The sequence below is a fragment of the Clostridium beijerinckii genome, from assembly GCF_036699995.1.
GTDB classification, from domain to species: domain Bacteria; phylum Bacillota; class Clostridia; order Clostridiales; family Clostridiaceae; genus Clostridium; species Clostridium helianthi.
Map to the genome: position 1 here is coordinate 4,772,732 of NZ_CP144906.1, position 17,793 is coordinate 4,790,524.

The 17,793-nt window shown below is 30.8% G+C and carries 12 protein-coding genes; all 12 read right to left on the reverse strand.

Annotated elements, in window-relative coordinates:
* Nucleotides 1–46 precede the first annotated feature (46 nt).
* Complete coding sequence (locus tag PZA12_RS21770; protein ID WP_103697940.1) at nucleotides 47–1,189, reverse strand: glycerate kinase; 1,143 nt, start codon at nucleotides 1,187–1,189, stop codon at nucleotides 47–49.
* A 75-nt stretch (nucleotides 1,190–1,264) separates the two neighbouring features.
* Nucleotides 1,265–2,551, reverse strand: a complete 1,287-nt coding sequence (locus tag PZA12_RS21775) for a GntP family permease (RefSeq protein ID WP_103697939.1) — start codon at nucleotides 2,549–2,551, stop codon at nucleotides 1,265–1,267.
* Between the two features lie 483 nt (nucleotides 2,552–3,034).
* Nucleotides 3,035–5,569, reverse strand: a complete 2,535-nt coding sequence (locus tag PZA12_RS21780) for an FAD-dependent oxidoreductase (protein WP_103697938.1) — start codon at nucleotides 5,567–5,569, stop codon at nucleotides 3,035–3,037.
* Between the two features lie 112 nt (nucleotides 5,570–5,681).
* The gene (gene uvsE, locus PZA12_RS21785; RefSeq protein WP_103697937.1) at nucleotides 5,682–6,935 is read right to left on the reverse strand and encodes a UV DNA damage repair endonuclease UvsE; all 1,254 of its coding nucleotides are present in this window, start codon (nucleotides 6,933–6,935) and stop codon (nucleotides 5,682–5,684) included.
* A 160-nt stretch (nucleotides 6,936–7,095) separates the two neighbouring features.
* Nucleotides 7,096–8,319, reverse strand: coding sequence for an FprA family A-type flavoprotein (locus PZA12_RS21790; RefSeq protein ID WP_103697936.1), 1,224 nt, complete (start codon nucleotides 8,317–8,319; stop codon nucleotides 7,096–7,098).
* Between the two features lie 233 nt (nucleotides 8,320–8,552).
* On the reverse strand, nucleotides 8,553–10,262 hold the full coding sequence (locus PZA12_RS21795) for an ATP-binding protein (protein WP_103697935.1): 1,710 nt from the start codon (nucleotides 10,260–10,262) through the stop codon (nucleotides 8,553–8,555).
* Between the two features lie 72 nt (nucleotides 10,263–10,334).
* Nucleotides 10,335–12,284, reverse strand: coding sequence for an ATP-binding protein (locus tag PZA12_RS21800; RefSeq protein WP_103697934.1), 1,950 nt, complete (start codon nucleotides 12,282–12,284; stop codon nucleotides 10,335–10,337).
* Between the two features lie 10 nt (nucleotides 12,285–12,294).
* Nucleotides 12,295–13,515, reverse strand: coding sequence for a TMAO reductase system periplasmic protein TorT (gene torT / locus PZA12_RS21805; protein WP_245160033.1), 1,221 nt, complete (start codon nucleotides 13,513–13,515; stop codon nucleotides 12,295–12,297).
* A 311-nt stretch (nucleotides 13,516–13,826) separates the two neighbouring features.
* Nucleotides 13,827–14,456: a thiamine phosphate synthase gene (gene thiE, locus PZA12_RS21810; RefSeq protein WP_103697932.1), complete on the reverse strand. Its 630-nt coding sequence runs from the start codon at nucleotides 14,454–14,456 to the stop codon at nucleotides 13,827–13,829.
* Between the two features lie 92 nt (nucleotides 14,457–14,548).
* Complete coding sequence (thiM, locus tag PZA12_RS21815) at nucleotides 14,549–15,379, reverse strand: hydroxyethylthiazole kinase (RefSeq protein ID WP_103697931.1); 831 nt, start codon at nucleotides 15,377–15,379, stop codon at nucleotides 14,549–14,551.
* A gap of 207 nt (nucleotides 15,380–15,586) precedes the next feature.
* Nucleotides 15,587–16,897: a phosphomethylpyrimidine synthase ThiC gene (gene thiC / locus PZA12_RS21820; protein WP_103697957.1), complete on the reverse strand. Its 1,311-nt coding sequence runs from the start codon at nucleotides 16,895–16,897 to the stop codon at nucleotides 15,587–15,589.
* Nucleotides 16,898–16,967: 70 nt separating this feature from the next.
* Nucleotides 16,968–17,774, reverse strand: a complete 807-nt coding sequence (gene thiD, locus PZA12_RS21825) for a bifunctional hydroxymethylpyrimidine kinase/phosphomethylpyrimidine kinase (RefSeq protein ID WP_103697930.1) — start codon at nucleotides 17,772–17,774, stop codon at nucleotides 16,968–16,970.
* Nucleotides 17,775–17,793 lie beyond the last annotated feature (19 nt).

Here is a 17,793-nt window from a genome sequence, read left to right on the forward strand (position 1 = left end):
TCTTAAAATAAAACGCACTTTTAATATTATACTTATATTAGATTAATTACAGTAGATTCATAAGCCTAACTATATTTTCAGCAGTCTTTTCAATATTCTCCTGACCTTTTACCAGAGCTTCTTCTAATGAAGTTGCCCCCTTAGTTATTCCAAATATTGAATCTATTCCACTTTCATATAGAACTTCTATATCTTCACCAACTCTTCCTGCTAATGCAATTACAGGCTTATTATGTTTTTTAGCAATTGTAGCAACACCTAAAGGTGTCTTACCGTATTGAGTTTGAAAATCTATGCTTCCTTCTCCAGTCCATACCATGTCTGCTTCTTTAACTTTTTCTTCTAATGAAGCATATTCTATCACCATTTCAATACCTTTTTTTAGAGTTCCATTTAGAAATGCCATAAGTCCAGCTCCAAGTCCTCCAGCTGCTCCAGCTCCCGGTTCATTTAAAACATCTTTTCCCAATTCTTTTTTTATTACGTCTGCATAATGTCTTAAATTATTATCCAATAGTTCTATCATTTCCTGTGTTGCTCCCTTTTGTGGTCCAAATACATTTGAAGCTCCTTTTTCACCACAAAGAGGATTATTAACATCACAGGCTACCTCAATTACAACATCTTTTAATCTTGGGTCAAAATTATCTAAATCTAAACTATTTAGTTTTCCTAATTCTCCACCACCAAGAGCTAATTCATTGCCTTTATCATCTAATAGTCTTCCTCCAAGTGCCTGTATAACTCCTGCTCCACCATCATTAGTAGCACTTCCGCCAATACCTATTAACAGTTTTTTTACACCTCTATCTAAACATGCTTTTATAAGTTGTCCAGTACCATAAGTTGTAGTTAGTAAAGGATTCCTCTGATCTGGTGGTACTAAATGTATTCCACTTGCACTGGCCATTTCCAATATTCCTATTTCTTTATCTCCCAAAATACCATACTGTGCTTCTACTTCATTACCAAGAGGCCCCATTACCTTTAATGAATATATTTCTCCATTAGTAGCATCTACTAATGACTGCATAGTTCCTTCTCCACCATCAGCCATAGGCACATGTAAGCATTTTATATTACCGTTTGCTTTTTTTATTCCTCTCTCCATTGCCTCGCAGGCTTCTTTTGCTGTCATGCTCTCTTTAAAAGAATCAGGTGCTAATACAATAACTAAATCTTTTTTCATTTTCAACGCTCCTAACTAAATTTTTATATTTTGTGAGATTAATAAATTGAATTAACTTTACTTATACTTATCTTATTATTTTATAAAACCGTATATTATTATTGATACGATAACCATAGATCCTCCAACTATAGATTCATATGGCATTAATTTCATACGTTCCTTTATATTCATTTTTACTGCATCTGCTGATGCATGGAAGAAGTTACCATGAGGTAGATGATCGATAACTACAGCTCCTGTATTGATCATAATTGCTGCACTTAAAGGTGCGACACCAACAGCTAGTATTGCTTTCGCAAAAGTTCCTGTTGCCACAATTGCACCTGTAGATGTTGAAGCCGTAGCTGCTGCCATCAATATACCTGATATAGGTGCTAAAAATACTCCTGAAATACCTGTTTGTTGAATGCAATATACTACTGCGTCACTTAAATTTGATTTAGAAATGATGCCCGCTATTGCTCCAGCACCAATTAATATCATTACAGTTGGTGTCATTCTATTTAATCCTGATGTTGTATACTCAAGAATCTTACTACGTTGTCCCATTGCAAACAATCCAATTAATCCTGCTATAGGCAATATATACATTGCATCTATTTGAATAGTTGCTAAGAATTTCAGATGCAACATATTCGCTATAGGATTAAGTGCTAATAATATTACGGCAACTATTGGCGCTACCATCGCCTTTCCAAAGCTTGGCTTTACCTTATTATCCACTCTAACTGGTATTTCTGACTCTTTAATCATTTCCCCTTTTTTACTAATTAATGTCGCAACAAAATATGTAACTATAAGTCCAATTACTGCTGGTATAAATGCTCCTATCATAACTTGTGCTAATTCAACATTAAATCCTTTAGCTACCGCAATTGTATTAGGATTTGGAGAAATTATATTTCCAGCTTTACCTCCTCCTATCATAGCTAAAAGTATAGACGACTTAGTGATTCCAACTTTTTTAGCTACAGGAAGTGCTATAGGTGCAACTATAATAACTGTAACCGGTATGAAAACTCCAACCGCTGTGATTATCATGCTTGATAGTGCAATTGCTAAGAGAACCTTTTTCTCTCCAAATTTTTCTACTATAGTCTCAGCAATTTTCTCTGCTGCTCCAGATTCAATTAGTACACCTGCAAGCACTCCTGCTGCAATTACACGAACAACTGCTCCCATTACGCTATTCGTGCCTTCAATGATAGCTTGTGCTGTATTAGCTAAGCTTGCTCCACCAATTAATCCGCCTATAACAGCTCCTCCAAAAAGTGCATATACAGGATTCACTTTCTTTAAAATTAGTATTATAGCGATTACTAATCCAATAATCGCTCCACTCCAATGAATAACTGCCATTATATTTCCTCCTCAAATTTAATAATTATACAAATTTATCCTTTATTATACCGTGTAAGCGAGTTAACGTTTACTAACATATACATAATAATATATTTAGTACGCCCTTGATATTGTTTACTTGACTTTTTTTTTTGTGTATTTGAACAATAAACTTCATAATTCAAATCTTATATGCTACTTTACTAGTTGAATTTTGATACTACACACAACTTTTAACAATCTATACTTTGTTCAATAAAAATGCCACTGTAGCTAGTCTTTCTTCATAAATTTAATATTATTAAACTATGAAAGTCTGCCTTTTAAAAGTATAATCGTAACTATTCTAACTGTTTTACTTCTTCAATTTATTTAATCTATTGTGCATTATAACAATAATTCAAAAATTAAAAGCTGCCGACATTTTGCCAGCAGCCTTAGAATAGAATAACCAAATTCAAATTAATTCCGTTATCTCCAAATTTAAATTATCTTAAATTTCTATTTAAACATATCTTTAAATAATCTACTTTCTTTTACATCTTGAGTTACTTTAGCCAAGTTACTAGTATCTCCAATTAAAATGGCTCCACATAAACGATTGTTTGCAAAATAATATTTTGTATATGTCTTTTTGACTGGATCTTTAAATTCAACTGTTTTATATTGAATTTCTGGGTTCTTACCATTGTCACCAATTGCATACAGTGAAGTATTAGCTCCATTAAATGTTAATGCCGCATCTACTGTCTCATAAGTTAATGAGTCTCCCGCTGCATTAGCACCTGCTACTCTTCCCATTTCTAGAGCTTGTGGCCATATTCCATAATTTATTCCATTATATTCTGCACAATCTCCACATGCATAAATATCAGAAACATTAGTCTCCATTTTTTCATTTACTATTATTGCTCTATTAACATCAATTCCTGCTTCCTGAGCTATTTTAGAATTAGGCACAATACCACAAGATATAACAACTAAATCAGCTGCAATAACTTCTCCTCCATTAATTCTAACTCCAGTAACTGAATCTTCACCCTCTATTTCATCAATTTTTACACCTAATCTCACATCAATTCCTTTACCTTTAATTATTTCTTCAAGGAATTTTCCGCCTTCATAATCTAATTGACGTCCCATTAATTTATCAGCAAGCTCTAATACTGTAACTTTGCATTTTGCTTTTGTTAATTCCCATGCAGCCTCAAGTCCTAGAACTCCTCCACCTATTACAACTGCATTTTTTACCTTTGGCAACAATTCTGTAATTTTATCTGTATCGGAAATTCTACGAATTGCTATAACTTCCTTCTTATCTTTTCCTGAAATTGGTGGAACAAAGCATTCAGCTCCTAAAGCATATATACATTTATCATACTTTAATTTAATTCCATCTTTAAACACTGCCTCTTTATCTTTAGTATTTATTTCAATTAATTCTCTATCAAGAACATTTGTAATATTATTTTCTTTATACCAAGCTTCATCATGAACTGCAATTTGTTTTGAATTAAATCTAGCTATCATTGACTTTGTAAGCATTGGACGATTATAACCTAGCACATTTTCATTAGAAACTAATACTATAGAACAAGTTTCATTTCTTTCTCTTATGGCCGTTGCAGCGCTTATACCTGCCGCTCCATTTCCAAGAATTAGATAAATATCATTTGTATTATTTTTATAATTGCTATCATCTATTTCAACCGGTACGAAGTTTTCCTTTCCTACACCACAAACTGGACATATTTCAAGACTTGAATCAAATATTTCTCCACATACTAAACATTTTACTAATGTCCTTTTGGCTGACTTTTTCTTTGGATTCTCTTTATTTTGAAGTATACATCCAAAATTATACCCGTAGTCATAAGCCTCACTTAATTCACTATCACTAGGCTTAAATTTAATTCTGAACCCATCATCTACAACCTTCATCCTAAGTTGTTTCAATCTTTCTATAATGTGTGGAACTCCTTCACCACTCCATCCATAACTTCCAAAAGCACTAGCAAGTTTTCCTCCGTGTGTTCTAGCAAACATCTTTATAGTTAAATCCCAAATTGGCTCTAAAGCCTCACCAACTATAGTAGGTGTTCCAAATAAAATACCATCAGCAAATCCTAATTCCTCAATTACTTTTTCCTTATCATCTTCTACTAAATCGTATGATCTTACATCTATATCTCCGCTATCTTTAATACCTTCTGATATTTTACCAGCTAGCTCCTTAGTATATCCATACGCACTAACATAAGGTATAATTACAGTTTTTCTTGGGTTAGGATTAACTACAGTACACCATTCTTTATAAAGTTCCATGATTTCGTCAATTCTACAATCTATAACTGGACCATGCCCCGTACATATCATATCAATATCTAAATCTTTAATTCTATCCAATGCTTTAACCATATATGGCGTCTTAAAAGGCCCAATAATACAATCAAAGTAATATTTAGTAGCTCTTAGGTAGCCCTCATTATCTTTAACCTTACTCAATAGTATTTCATCAAAACTATAGTGAGACCCAAACGAGTCACAAGTTATCAGGGTTTTATCCTCTTCAATATATGTATACATTGTATCTGGCCAATGTAAATTAGGCAAAAACATGAAACGTAATGTTTTATTTCCCAATTCTAAAGTATCATTTTCCTTTACTGTTATGCTATAAAAATCACGATTTACAATATTCTTTAGAAATCCTATAGCAACTTGTGTCCCAACTATTTTAATATTAGGATTTATTTCAATAAGTTTTTCTATACTCCCCGCGTGATCAGGTTCTGTATGATTTACTACAATATAATCAATATCATTAATATCAACTAATTTATTTAATGCACTTAAATACCCATCCCAAAATTTAGCTTTGGCAGTTTCAAATAATACAGTTTTTTCACCTGTTTTAAGTAAGTAGGAATTATAAGATGTTCCAAACTCTGTCTCCATAACTATATCGAATACTTTTAGATTAGGATCTAAAACTCCTGTCCAATAAAAATTCTTTTTTAATTCTAATATTTCCATATAAAATTCCTCCCTATAACTTTCATCTATATGAAAATATTATACCTTTTTTTATAGTAAAACTGTATCAAATACTAGAAAATTATTATAATTCACAATTAATAAATCTTTTTTATAGGAAATAATAAGAGTTTAAAAGGTATGATTCATTATATTTTACAGCCATCTTAAACAATTTATTTTTTATTAATTTTATTGAAACTTTGCCATTTTTATAATCTTCAATGCTTTTTAAAAAGTTCATTTTCTCTTTATCATCTGCTAAATTCTTAAAATATCCCCATACATGTAATGCAGTATTTATTGAATTCCCAATTGTTATTTCCTCTTCCATAGCATCTTCAATGTAATTATAAAACTCAACTGATGGATACTGAGTTTTATCTTTAAGTAACTTCCTTATTTCTAAGTAATTTGAAGGAGAATTCTCTAAAACCTTGTATTTATATCTTCCCCATTCTTCCTCAAGTTTTTTTATTTTGCTATTTTCATCTATAGAATTTATACACTTTACAGCTGAAAGATTTTTATCCTTAACTTCAAGCATTATATCTATATCTTGCCCTTTTAAACTTTCATAGAACTCTATAAACTTACTAATTTTTATCGTATTTGAATGAGAACCTGCCTTTTTCAAAGGGTCTTGCTGAGAATAATGTATTTTCTGCCTTCCATCTTTCTCTTTCCATGTTTTATTACACTCACTTATCCAATATGAATCGCTTTTTTCTCTATCATAACAATTTATATCATTATGAAGATTATCAAAAACAACTGGAATATTTAGTTCATTTCCTATTTTAAGAACATCATTTATATTGTACGATTTATCATCATTTTCAATAACCAGTCTTTCTTTTACTTGATCATTTAATCGTTTATAATTATCTGCGAATCTGTTTATCGCCTGCTCTTTATCATTATAAACTCCACCGATATGCAATATAATTTTATGATTTGCTCCAACTCCCAAGTTATCTAAAACTTTAACATGATAATTCAAATCTTCAATAGCTCTCTTTACAACATCATCATTAGGAGAATTAAGTACTGTATATTGCCCTGGATGCATAGATACCCTTATATCATTATCCATAATCTTTCTACCTATTTCCGCAAATTCTTGCGAAAATATATTCCACCATGATAATTGGTTCAAATGACTGGATCCGAATGGTATTAAGTCTGAACTAATCCTAAAAAGCTTTATATTATTCTTTATATTATATTCAATTATATTTTTAAGAGATTTCAAATTATACGATATTATTTCCAATAACTTTTCTTCAGTTAAACTCTTCGCTGTGCAGCTTTTTAAATTAGTATCTGGAACTCCTATTGTTAAGCACGCATATCCTATACTCATTATTTAATCTCCTTTTCTAAGAATCATAGTTACTCATACCTTTGCCTTAGTAGTATTTTCTAAACAAAGTCTAACCCCATTCTCTAACTTGTCATTTTAAAATATGATAACTAAAATTAGGACTTATTACAATAAGTCCTAATAAAATAACAATTACATATTAATTTTTATTTAGATTTTCCTTATTTAAAAGCAGGAATCCAAAATTATAACCATAATCATAAGCATCACTTAACTCACTCTCACTTGGTTTAAATTTAACACGGAATCCTTCATCAACAACCTTCATTCTAAGTTGCTTTAGTCTTTCTATAATATGAGGAACAGCTTCCCCACTCCATCCATAACTTCCAAAAGCACTTGCTAGCTTATTACCATGAGTTCTTGCAAAGATTGAAGTAGTTAAATCCCATATTGGCTTTAGAGCCTCACCTACTATTGTTGGAGATCCGAAAAGAATCCCATCTGCAAATTCAAGTTCTTCAAGTACCTTTGCTTGATCTGCTGTTTCCATATCATAAGTTCTAACATCAATATCACCACTAGCTTCAATTCCCTCAGCTATTTTATGCGCCAATTCTCTTGTATATCCATAAGCGCTTACATATGGTATGATTACTGTCTTTCTAGGGTTTGGATTTGAAACATTAGACCATTTCTTATAATATTCCATAATCTCGTCTATTCTACAATCAAGAACTGGACCATGCCCTGTACAAATCATATCAATTTCTAAATCTTTAATCCTATCTAATGCTTTAATCATGAATGGATTCTTAAAAGGCCCAATGATGCAATCAAAATAATACTTAAGAGCTCTTAAATATCCTTCATTATCTGTAAGCTTACTTAGTAGAATTCCATCAAAACTATAATGAGAACCAAATGAATCACAAGTAACTAATGTCTTATCTTCTTCAATATAAGTATACATTGTATCAGGCCAATGTAAATTTGGTACTGACATAAAACGTAAAGTTTTGTCACCCAAGCTTAAAGTTTCATTTTCTTTAACTATTATTCCATTAAATTCTCTGTTAACAATATTCTTCAAGAATCCTATAGCAACTTGGCTTCCAATAATCTTAATATTAGGATTCATTTCAATAAGTTTTTCTATACTTCCTGCATGATCTGGCTCAGTATGGTTTACTACAATATAGTCAATATCCTTAATATCAACTAACTTATTTAGCGCCTTTAAATATCCATCTAAGAACTTAGCCTTTGCAGTTTCAAATAATACTGTTTTTTCACTTGTTTTAAGTAAATAAGAATTATAAGAAGTTCCAAATTCTGTTTCCATGATAATATCAAATACCCTTAAATTAGCATCTAATACTCCTGTCCAGTATAAATTTTTTTTCAATTCTAATATCTCCATGTAAAAATCCCTCCCTAGATATATTTCGTCCAAATTAGAACATTATACACCTTTTTTGTATAACAAACAATTAATAGTACCTTTAACATCTTTATACTAATGTATTTTGCCATATATATTATATATAAATTCTTACATATTTTCATAAAAACATATAAGATATTGCTTGTTTCGTTAATTCAGTATACATTTATAAATTCCAAGCATACTCACATACTATTTTACTTATTCCTCTACAAATGTTGTTTATATATATCTGAAAATTCAATATTTATTTTTTCTACACGAGTATTGATTATATTATTACTTATATCAACTTTTTCTTTGCTTTTATTTAATACCTTTACCGGAAGCTTAATCGTAAATTTGGTTCCTACCCCATATTTACTTTCCACCGATATCGTGCCATCATGCATCTCTACAAGAGACTTTACAAGGGACAATCCAATTCCACTGCCTTCATAATTTCTTGTAAAAGATTTATCCACCTGCCTAAATCTATCAAAAATAATATCAACTTTTTCTTCTGGGATTCCTATGCCTGTATCTTCTACAGACAAGGTTATATATTCTTCTCCATCAAATATGTTTACAAATATACTTCCATTATCGTCTGTAAACTTTATGCAATTAGAGAGTAAGTTTAACATAATTCTTTCAATCTTATCAGGATCACAAGCAATAATTTTTTCTTCAACATCCGTATCAAATATAAGGTTTATATTGTTATTACTTATATAACTAGCTACTGACAGAGTAATTTCTTCTATGACACTGACAATGTTACAATTAATCATATCAATCTGAAAATGTCCTGCATCTAATTTAGTTGAATCAATTAAATTATTTATTAAACGAAGTAGCCTGAAACAATTTTGTCTTTCAATATCTATATTATTAATTATTTTTCCTTTGTCAATCGGTTTTTCTTTATCTAAAAGATCTCTTTTTAGAATTTGTATCACACCTAGTATTATATTAAGTGGTGTTCTCAATTCGTGAGAAATATTAGCAAAAAATTCAGTTCTTAATTTCTCTAATTCTAAAGCCTCTTCTTTTGATTTTAATTCAGTATTTTTTCTTTCAGTTATGTCTCTTACAGTTGCAATAATAACCTTCTGCTCATTAAATATTATTGCACGACTATTACTCTCAACCCAAAACTCTTTATGATTTTTATCTATTGAAATAGCTTCAAGTGTTACTGGAGTATTGATTTTATTTTTCTTTCTATCATTAATCAATTTGAGTATATCATCATATATGTACGGTGAATTTTTTGAAATAATATCTTTTATGCTCATACCAATTAGTTCATCAGATAGATATCCATATAGCCTATTAGCAGTATCATTAACGTTAACTATAATCCCATTAAAATCATGAATCAATATTGCATCACTTACCGAATTAAAAATAGTGCTTAAGTAAACTTCACTCTTCTTTAATTTTTTATTTGTTCGCTTTAACTCGTCTATAAGCTTAATATTTTTCATTTTCAATTCATATGTCTCCAAGGCCCTTTTTACAGAAATCAACAACTCATCTGCCTCTAATGGTTTTAAAAGAAATTTATAAATATGCCCTTCATTAATTGAATCAATAATATCTTTCACATCCATGAATCCAGTTAAAATAATACGAATTGCATTTGGAACAATAGATATTGTTTGCTTTAATAATTCAACCCCTGTCATTCCTGGCATGCGCTGATCTGAGATAATCAAATCGATTTTTTTAGAACATGATTCATCTTTAAGTATATTTAACGCTTCAAACCCATTTTCTGCTTTAATTACATCATACTCTTCTTCTAAGAGTCTTGTTAAAGCCTCAAGATTTGCTAGTTCATCATCAATTAATAGTATTGTATATTTTTTATCTTTATTACCATCTGTTTTATTAAGTTCTCTAAGCTTGTCCTTATTTATAACAAATTTCATTTATCTTCTCCTTACTGAAATTAAAATATGATCTTAGATTATGGTGCCTTATTGATTTTATTATTAATATCTTTAGTAAGGAATATGAATAGTTATAGTTGAACCTTCCCCCACCTTAGATTCCACATCAATACTTCCATTGTGTTTTTCAATAATGCCATATGATATAGACATACCTAACCCTGTTCCTTGTCCCATTGGTTTAGTTGTAAAAAATGGTTCAAATATTCTTGATATTGTATCTTTAGTCATACCACACCCATTATCACAAAATTCGATTATAATTTCTTTGTTATTGTCAAAAACGCTTATTACTATTAATCCATTATTCTCATATACTAAGTCATTTTGCTTCTCAACTATAGCATGACACGCATTTACAATTATATTTAAAAATACCTGATTTAATTGTGAAGGATAGCACACTATCTTCTTATTAGTTTGAAAGTTCTTAATAAATTTAATTTGTTTAGTATATTGAGTTTTAACTAACCTTATTGTTGTTTCCAAAGCTTCTGAAACATCTATCTCCTTTTTAATTGCCTCATCAAGCCTAGAGAATAATCTTAAATCGTTAACTATAGTTGTTACTTGATTAGATCCATCTAGAATATTAATTATTGATTTAAAAAATTTATTGAAATATTGTTCAAAAAAATTTAACACATCATCATCCGCATTATCCAATAATTCCATAAGTTCCTCTTTAAAATTGTATAAATCCATATCCAGAACTTTTGAACTTAAATATATATAATTAATGGGATTATTAATTTCATGTGCTACCCCTGCTACTAAAGTGCCAAGACTAGCCATCTTTTCTGACTGAATCAATTTTGCTTGAGCTGATTTGAGCTTATTATGTTGTTCTTCTAATTCAGCAAGAGTCTGCATAAGTTGTTTTGTTCTTTCATTAACTTTATCTTCGAGTTCATCATTAACGCGTTTCAACTCTTCGCTAATTTTTTTACGTTCTGTGATATCATTCCAAACGAATATTATGCATTCTATACAGTCAATTTCAATTATTTCCGTTGAAAATAATCCAACTCTAACTTCTCCATATTTAGTATTCCAAGTTATCTCTTCATTACGCAACATGCCTCCACTATCTAATATTTGAATCACCTTCAAATGATGTTCTTCATTTTCCCACAAGTTAAACTCATCAGAATAATGACCAATTATATCTTCACGTTTATATCCAAAAGTGCGTAAAAACGCTTGATTTACTTCAATGTATAGTTTATCGCTAAGCCTTACAATGGCAATTACATCAGCGCTATAATTAAATGCTTTATTGAATTTCTCTTCTGAAGATTTGAGTTCATTTATTGCTTCATTCCTCTGCTGAATCATATTATATAAATTTTGAGCCATATTATTAAATTTAATAGCCAATTCCCCTATTTCATCTCTCGAATTAATGAACAATCTGTGAGTTAAGTTCCCATTTGATATCTCATCAGTTCCTATACTTAACTCATATATCGACTTGGTAACAATACGAGAAACAATACTAATCGCTAACCAAATAAGTAAAACCATTACCAGAATTCTTATGATTGTTGCAATTATGTAATTTTCAATAACTCTTGATTTATAATATCTTGTAATACCTATAGTGATCTCGCCTATTGGTATTTCATCTTTCAAAACATTAACTTTCCTTATAATCAAATTTTGCTCAGAATATATATCATCCTCTTTATACTTATTATATATTTCTCCATTACCTTTAGCTTTAACTTGAATATAACCAATTTCCTCATCCTCAAATAATGCATCACTAATTTCTTTAATTCCTACAATATTCAAATTCCAAATTGGATCTTGATAGCTTAGTGCGGCTAACCTAGTTATTGTTTCGACTTTCTGCAATAAATCCCTATTTATTCCTACAACTAGTATTATTATTCTTATTATTTCAAATATTAACATAGTAATTATAACTACTGTTAATGTTGAAATTGTAAATCTACGCTTAATCTTCATATTCCTAAATTTCTTTTTTATGCTCATAACTTAACCCTTATTTATCCATATGATTTAATACTGGAATATACTCTTTACTTCCAAATAGATCTTCATACTTAAATCGTGAAATATTATCCTTTGAAATTATAGGCACACACGGACCACTTTGGAATGGAAAATCTATTCCTGCCTTTTCTCCATTTAAAATTCTTACAATCATATCTAGTGCTATTCTGCATTGTTGAATAGTTTGATCTGATGGAGAAGCTAAGACAGCTCCCTTTTCTATTAAATTGAAAACATCACTTGTCATGTATGTTGATACAATTCTCATATTTTTAAATTTTTCCTTATGTTTGGCAATAAATTTTTCAGCTTCAATCACTGCTGGAGCACAACCAACTAAATAATCATAATCATCATTATTTTCTAAAACACTTGTTATATGTAATCGCTGCACATCAGGTCTAGTGTCTCCATAAAAAGGATTGCTAATATCTATCTTTTGATCATTTTTCTTTAACCTTGAAACTGCATCTTTAAAACCATTCAATGTATCTGCTGCCCATCCTGATTCTTTTGGCCCAGGAAAAAATGCAATTTTTATATCTTTCCCCGCTGAATCTTCAACTAAATACTCTCCTGCTTTATATCCCATATCATAATAGGAAACTATTGCTTTTGCGCTAATATCAGGAGTATTAATATCATTTACTAGTGCAACAATAGGCTTATTATTATGAACAATGCTCTCTACATCTGAATTAAATTTTTTATTATCTAATGCAGCAAACACTATTCCATCAATTTTATCATCCTCTGCTAAATCCATTAGCTCCTCTTTTTGATTTCCAAACTCTATATATCCCCCAACTGCGTATAACTTTACCTTCACTCCTAATTCCTTTGCATAATTTATTATTCCATAATTCGCTGAGACCCAATATTGATCTTCAAAATGAGGTAGCAAAACGCCTATTGTATATTCTTTCTTAGGCTTAATATGCCTCCACTTTTCTTTTACAACGCCTCTAAGATCACCCTCTTTACTATTTGAAGCAGCATCAATATTATAATAGCTATTTACTATTAATTTTTTTCTAGCTATTTGTGTCAAAATTCTATCATCATTTGTTTCTACTGTAGTTATGCTCTTCGATACTCGTTCTCTTTCCACGTATTTTTCTTTTTCTTTTCTGACAATATCATTAGATCTTATGTTTTTGTGATTTTCTATATATACTAATCCCAATATAAATACTACTGACGTTATCAAAATTGATAGTCCTAACCTTCTATTGATATATTTCCCAAATTTCGTAGCAAAGCACATCCTTACTTTCAAGCTCTATATGGAGATTATATGAAGTATTACTTTAATCGCCATTAAACTCCATTAAACTTGCTATTCTACTATAATCTTTATGCTATCTTAAGTTTAATTTTTTTACTATAATTTGTCAAAACATACTATGTGACAATATTCTGCAAAATATATTCTATACTTAATCTAAATAAGAATAAAATAAAAGCACCATACCAGAAATTCCAGTAAACAGTGCCTTTAAAATACTATATATTTAATAGTTAGATTTTAATAAATTCATTTTTTAATTCTCTAGCGGCTGCAGTAATATCTTTCTTAGCTATAATAGCAGAAACTATTGCAAGTCCATCAATTCCTATTCCTTCGAAATCCTTAACTCTATCCTTATTTATTCCACCTATTACAACTATAGGTATAGATACATTTTCTCTAATTTTTCTTAATTCATCCATACTAGTTGAATCTGCGTCTTTTTTAGTACCAGTTGAATACATCGCACCAACTCCTAAATAATCAGCTCCATTTTTTTCTGCTTCAAGAGCTTCATTTACAGACCCTGTTGAAACTCCAAGGATTTTATCATCTCCTATGACTTTTCTTACAATTGCTGCAGGAATATCACTTTGTCCAACATGTACTCCAGCCGCATCTACTGCTAGTGCAATATCCACTCTATCATTTATTATTAATGGAATATTGTGTTTATCTGTAATCTCTTTAACTTTCACAGCTGTATTATAGAAGTCGAGTGATGAACAATCTTTTTCTCTTAATTGAATTAATGTACATCCTCCAACTATAGCTTTTTCTACAGCTTCTTCTAAAGTTTCTGTACTCATTAAATCTCTATCTGTTACAAGATAGATACTATAATCTATTTTAGGTTTCATGAAACTTCTCTCTCCTTCACATTATATTTTAGATAAGTTCATATATTAATGCGTGTATTTCATTTTTATGATATACACGCAAACATTGTTTATTATATTTCCTTTATCTTATTCATCTTTTCAATAATATCAGAAGTCAAATTGCTTATGGCATCTATAATTGCAATATGAAAACTTCCTGTTCCAATCTTCCCTGCTTTATCCAAAGCAATTTCACCCGATATTCCCATGGAAATAATACCAGAAACTGCTCCTATAAAATAATCTGAACCTGCCCCACAAAACGCTCCAATTAATGCAGTTGTCATGCAGCCTGTTCCTGTGACATTAGATAACATCTTAGTTCCATTTTCAAGTATAACTACTCTTTCTCCATCAGATATAATATCTGTTGCCCCTGTAATGGCTACAGTACACTGAAGCTTTTTGGCTAAACTTTTAGCTACGTCTACTCCTTCATCATTTCCTGTTCTTGCATCATTTTCTGAGGCATCAACCCCTTTAGTTGTAGAGCCCAATCCGCTTATAAATTTAATCTCAGACATATTTCCACGTAAAACACTTATTTTCACTTCTTCTAATAATCTCTTTGTTGTTGAATTTCTGAAATCTGATGCTCCTGCTCCAACTGGGTCAAAAACGACTGGAATATTTAATTCATTTGCTTTCTTACCCGATGCAATCATAGATTCAATAGTTCGCTCATTTAATGTTCCAATATTTATTACAAGGGCAGATGAAATCTTAGTAATATCTGCTGCTTCTTTTATATCATCAGCCATAATTGGTGATGCACCTATTGCAAGTAAAATATTCGCACAATCATTAACTGTAACATAATTTGTTATATTATGCACAAGTGGTTTCTTATTCCTAACTTCATTTAATAAACTTCCTATTTTAATTGATATTCCATTACTCATAAATATCTTTTAGTGAGAATTCATTCTTTTAATAATCCTCACTAAAATACCTCCTCTCAAAAGTAAAAACTTTTTTTAATTTCTTTTCCTTAATATACATGTTGCAATAATAAACTCGCATCTAAAATTCTAGTAAGACAAGTTCTCAATTAAAATAATACTATAGAAATTTAATTGCAACACAGATAATTATAATTCACGTAAATCTTATTTCTGGTCGAGAAGCTCCACTTTATCACCATTTAAAATTCTGTTAGTTGTTCTTACTGCACACATTTTTCCGCACATAGAACAGCTATGCATATCTTCTGGTGGTACACTTTCAAAATATTCTCTAGCCTTTTTCCCATCAATAGCAATCTTGAACATCTCTTCCCAATCAAGTTTTTGACGAGCATCTGCCATTGCATTATCTCTATCTCTAGCCCCTGGAAGTCCATTAGCAATGTCTGCTGCATGAGCTGCAATTTTAGATGCGATAATTCCTTCTCTAACATCAGATAAATCAGGAAGTCTTAAATGCTCAGCTGGTGTTACATAGCAAAGGAAATTAGCTCCATGTGTTGCTGCAATAGCTCCACCAATAGCTGAAGTTATATGATCATACCCCGGTGCAATATCTGTAACAAGAGGGCCTAGTACATAGAAAGGTGCCCCATGGCATAATCTTTTTTCAATTTGCATATTAGCTGCAATCTCATTCATTGCCATATGACCTGGTCCTTCTATCATAACTTGTACATCTTTTTCCCAAGCTCTTTTTGTTAATAATCCTAACTCTATAAGTTCTGTAATTTGTCCAGCATCTGTTGAATCATCAATACAGCCAGGTCTCATAGCATCTCCAAGACTTATTGTTACATCATATTCTCTTAGTATATCAAGTAATTCATCATAGTATTCATAAAATGGATTCTCATTTCCTGTCATCTCCATCCACGCAAATAGTAATGACCCACCTCTTGATACTATATTTAATCTTCTCTTATCTTCTTTAAATAGCGAAACTGTTCTTTTATTTATTCCTGCATGAATAGTAACAAAATCTACCCCAGCTTTAGCATGAGCTAACACCACGTCAAGAAAATCTTTAGCTTTTATATCTAAAAGATCTTTTTCAAGGTATCCAATTGCATCATACATAGGAACTGTTCCTATCATAGCTGGAGAATATTCTATAAGCTTTTCCCTGAACTCTTGAGTCTTCCCGTAATTACTTAAATCCATTATTGCTTCCGCACCAAAATCAATTGCCATTTTTACTTTTTCCATCTCTCTGCAATAATCAACCGAATCTCCTGATATCCCTAAGTTTACATTTATCTTTGTTCTTAATCCATCACCAATCCCCTCAGGGCTAAGTGATTTATGGTTGATATTGGCCGGTATAGCCACTTTACCTTCTGCAACAAGTTTCATTAATTTTTCTTCTGAAATTCTTTCTTTTTCCGCTACTATTTTAATTTCCTTTGTGACTATACCTTTTTTAGCTGCTTCCATTTGTGTTTTATAATTCATTTCTTTCCCTCTCCTCATACCATTATTATTTAATTTATTAGTTATAAAATTTAACTTGAGTTCTATAGTATTATTCAATCATTCCTGCTTTCTTATATAGCTCGTAAAAATGGTTAGTAGGTCCTACACCTTTACCAAGCTCAAAACCATGTTCGATTGCACATGTTATATATTCTTTACCACTTCTAACCGCTTCCTCTATTGTCATATTCTTAGCTAAATTTGCTGCTATAGTTGAAGATAAAGTACATCCTGTTCCATGAGTGTGAGTAGTATTTATTCTTTCTTGCTTTAGAACAAGAAAGTTATTTCCATCATATAACAAGTCTGTTGCTTCCCCTTCTAAATGCCCTCCTTTAACTAAAACTGCCTTCGGACCAAATTCTTTAAGTTTCAAGGCCGCTTCCTTCATTTCATCTAAGTTTTCTATTTTCATCCCTAAAATTTCTTCTGCCTCTGGTAAATTAGGAGTTATTAATGTTGCTAATGGAAATAATTCCTTAACTAAAGTATCTTTTGAATCCTTCGATAACAGATTAAATCCACTTTTAGAAATCATAACTGGATCTAGAACTATCACTGGTAGCTTACCAACTTTTCTCAAAGATTTTGATATAGCTTTTATAGATTCAATTTTAGAAACCATTCCTATTTTTATAGCATCTACTCTTATATCTTCAAAAATAACATCTATCTGAGATTCAATCATTTCAGGATTTATATCTTGAATTCCAAAAACCCCCATAGTATTTTGAGCCGTTACCGCTGTGATAACACTCATCCCATATACTCCATTTGCTGAGAAAGCTTTTAAATCCGCTTGAATTCCTGCTCCTCCACAAGTATCTGATCCTGCAATAGTTAATGCTCTAAACATAAACTCATCCTTTCACCTG

What these genes read in the sequence shown, in the direction of transcription:
- PZA12_RS21770 (WP_103697940.1), bottom strand. Translation starts at nt 1,189, where the DNA reads ATGAAAAAAGATTTAGTTATTGTATTAGCACCTGATTCTTTTAAAGAG.
- PZA12_RS21775 (WP_103697939.1), bottom strand. Translation starts at nt 2,551, where the DNA reads ATGGCAGTTATTCATTGGAGTGGAGCGATTATTGGATTAGTAATCGCT.
- PZA12_RS21780 (WP_103697938.1), bottom strand. Translation starts at nt 5,569, where the DNA reads ATGGAAATATTAGAATTAAAAAAGAATTTTTATTGGACAGGAGTTTTA.
- uvsE (WP_103697937.1), bottom strand. Translation starts at nt 6,935, where the DNA reads ATGAGTATAGGATATGCGTGCTTAACAATAGGAGTTCCAGATACTAAT.
- PZA12_RS21790 (WP_103697936.1), bottom strand. Translation starts at nt 8,319, where the DNA reads ATGGAGATATTAGAATTGAAAAAAAATTTATACTGGACAGGAGTATTA.
- PZA12_RS21795 (WP_103697935.1), bottom strand. Translation starts at nt 10,262, where the DNA reads ATGAAATTTGTTATAAATAAGGACAAGCTTAGAGAACTTAATAAAACA.
- PZA12_RS21800 (WP_103697934.1), bottom strand. Translation starts at nt 12,284, where the DNA reads ATGAGCATAAAAAAGAAATTTAGGAATATGAAGATTAAGCGTAGATTT.
- thiE (WP_103697932.1), bottom strand. Translation starts at nt 14,456, where the DNA reads ATGAAACCTAAAATAGATTATAGTATCTATCTTGTAACAGATAGAGAT.
- thiM (WP_103697931.1), bottom strand. Translation starts at nt 15,379, where the DNA reads ATGAGTAATGGAATATCAATTAAAATAGGAAGTTTATTAAATGAAGTT.
- thiC (WP_103697957.1), bottom strand. Translation starts at nt 16,897, where the DNA reads ATGAATTATAAAACACAAATGGAAGCAGCTAAAAAAGGTATAGTCACA.
- thiD (WP_103697930.1), bottom strand. Translation starts at nt 17,774, where the DNA reads ATGTTTAGAGCATTAACTATTGCAGGATCAGATACTTGTGGAGGAGCA.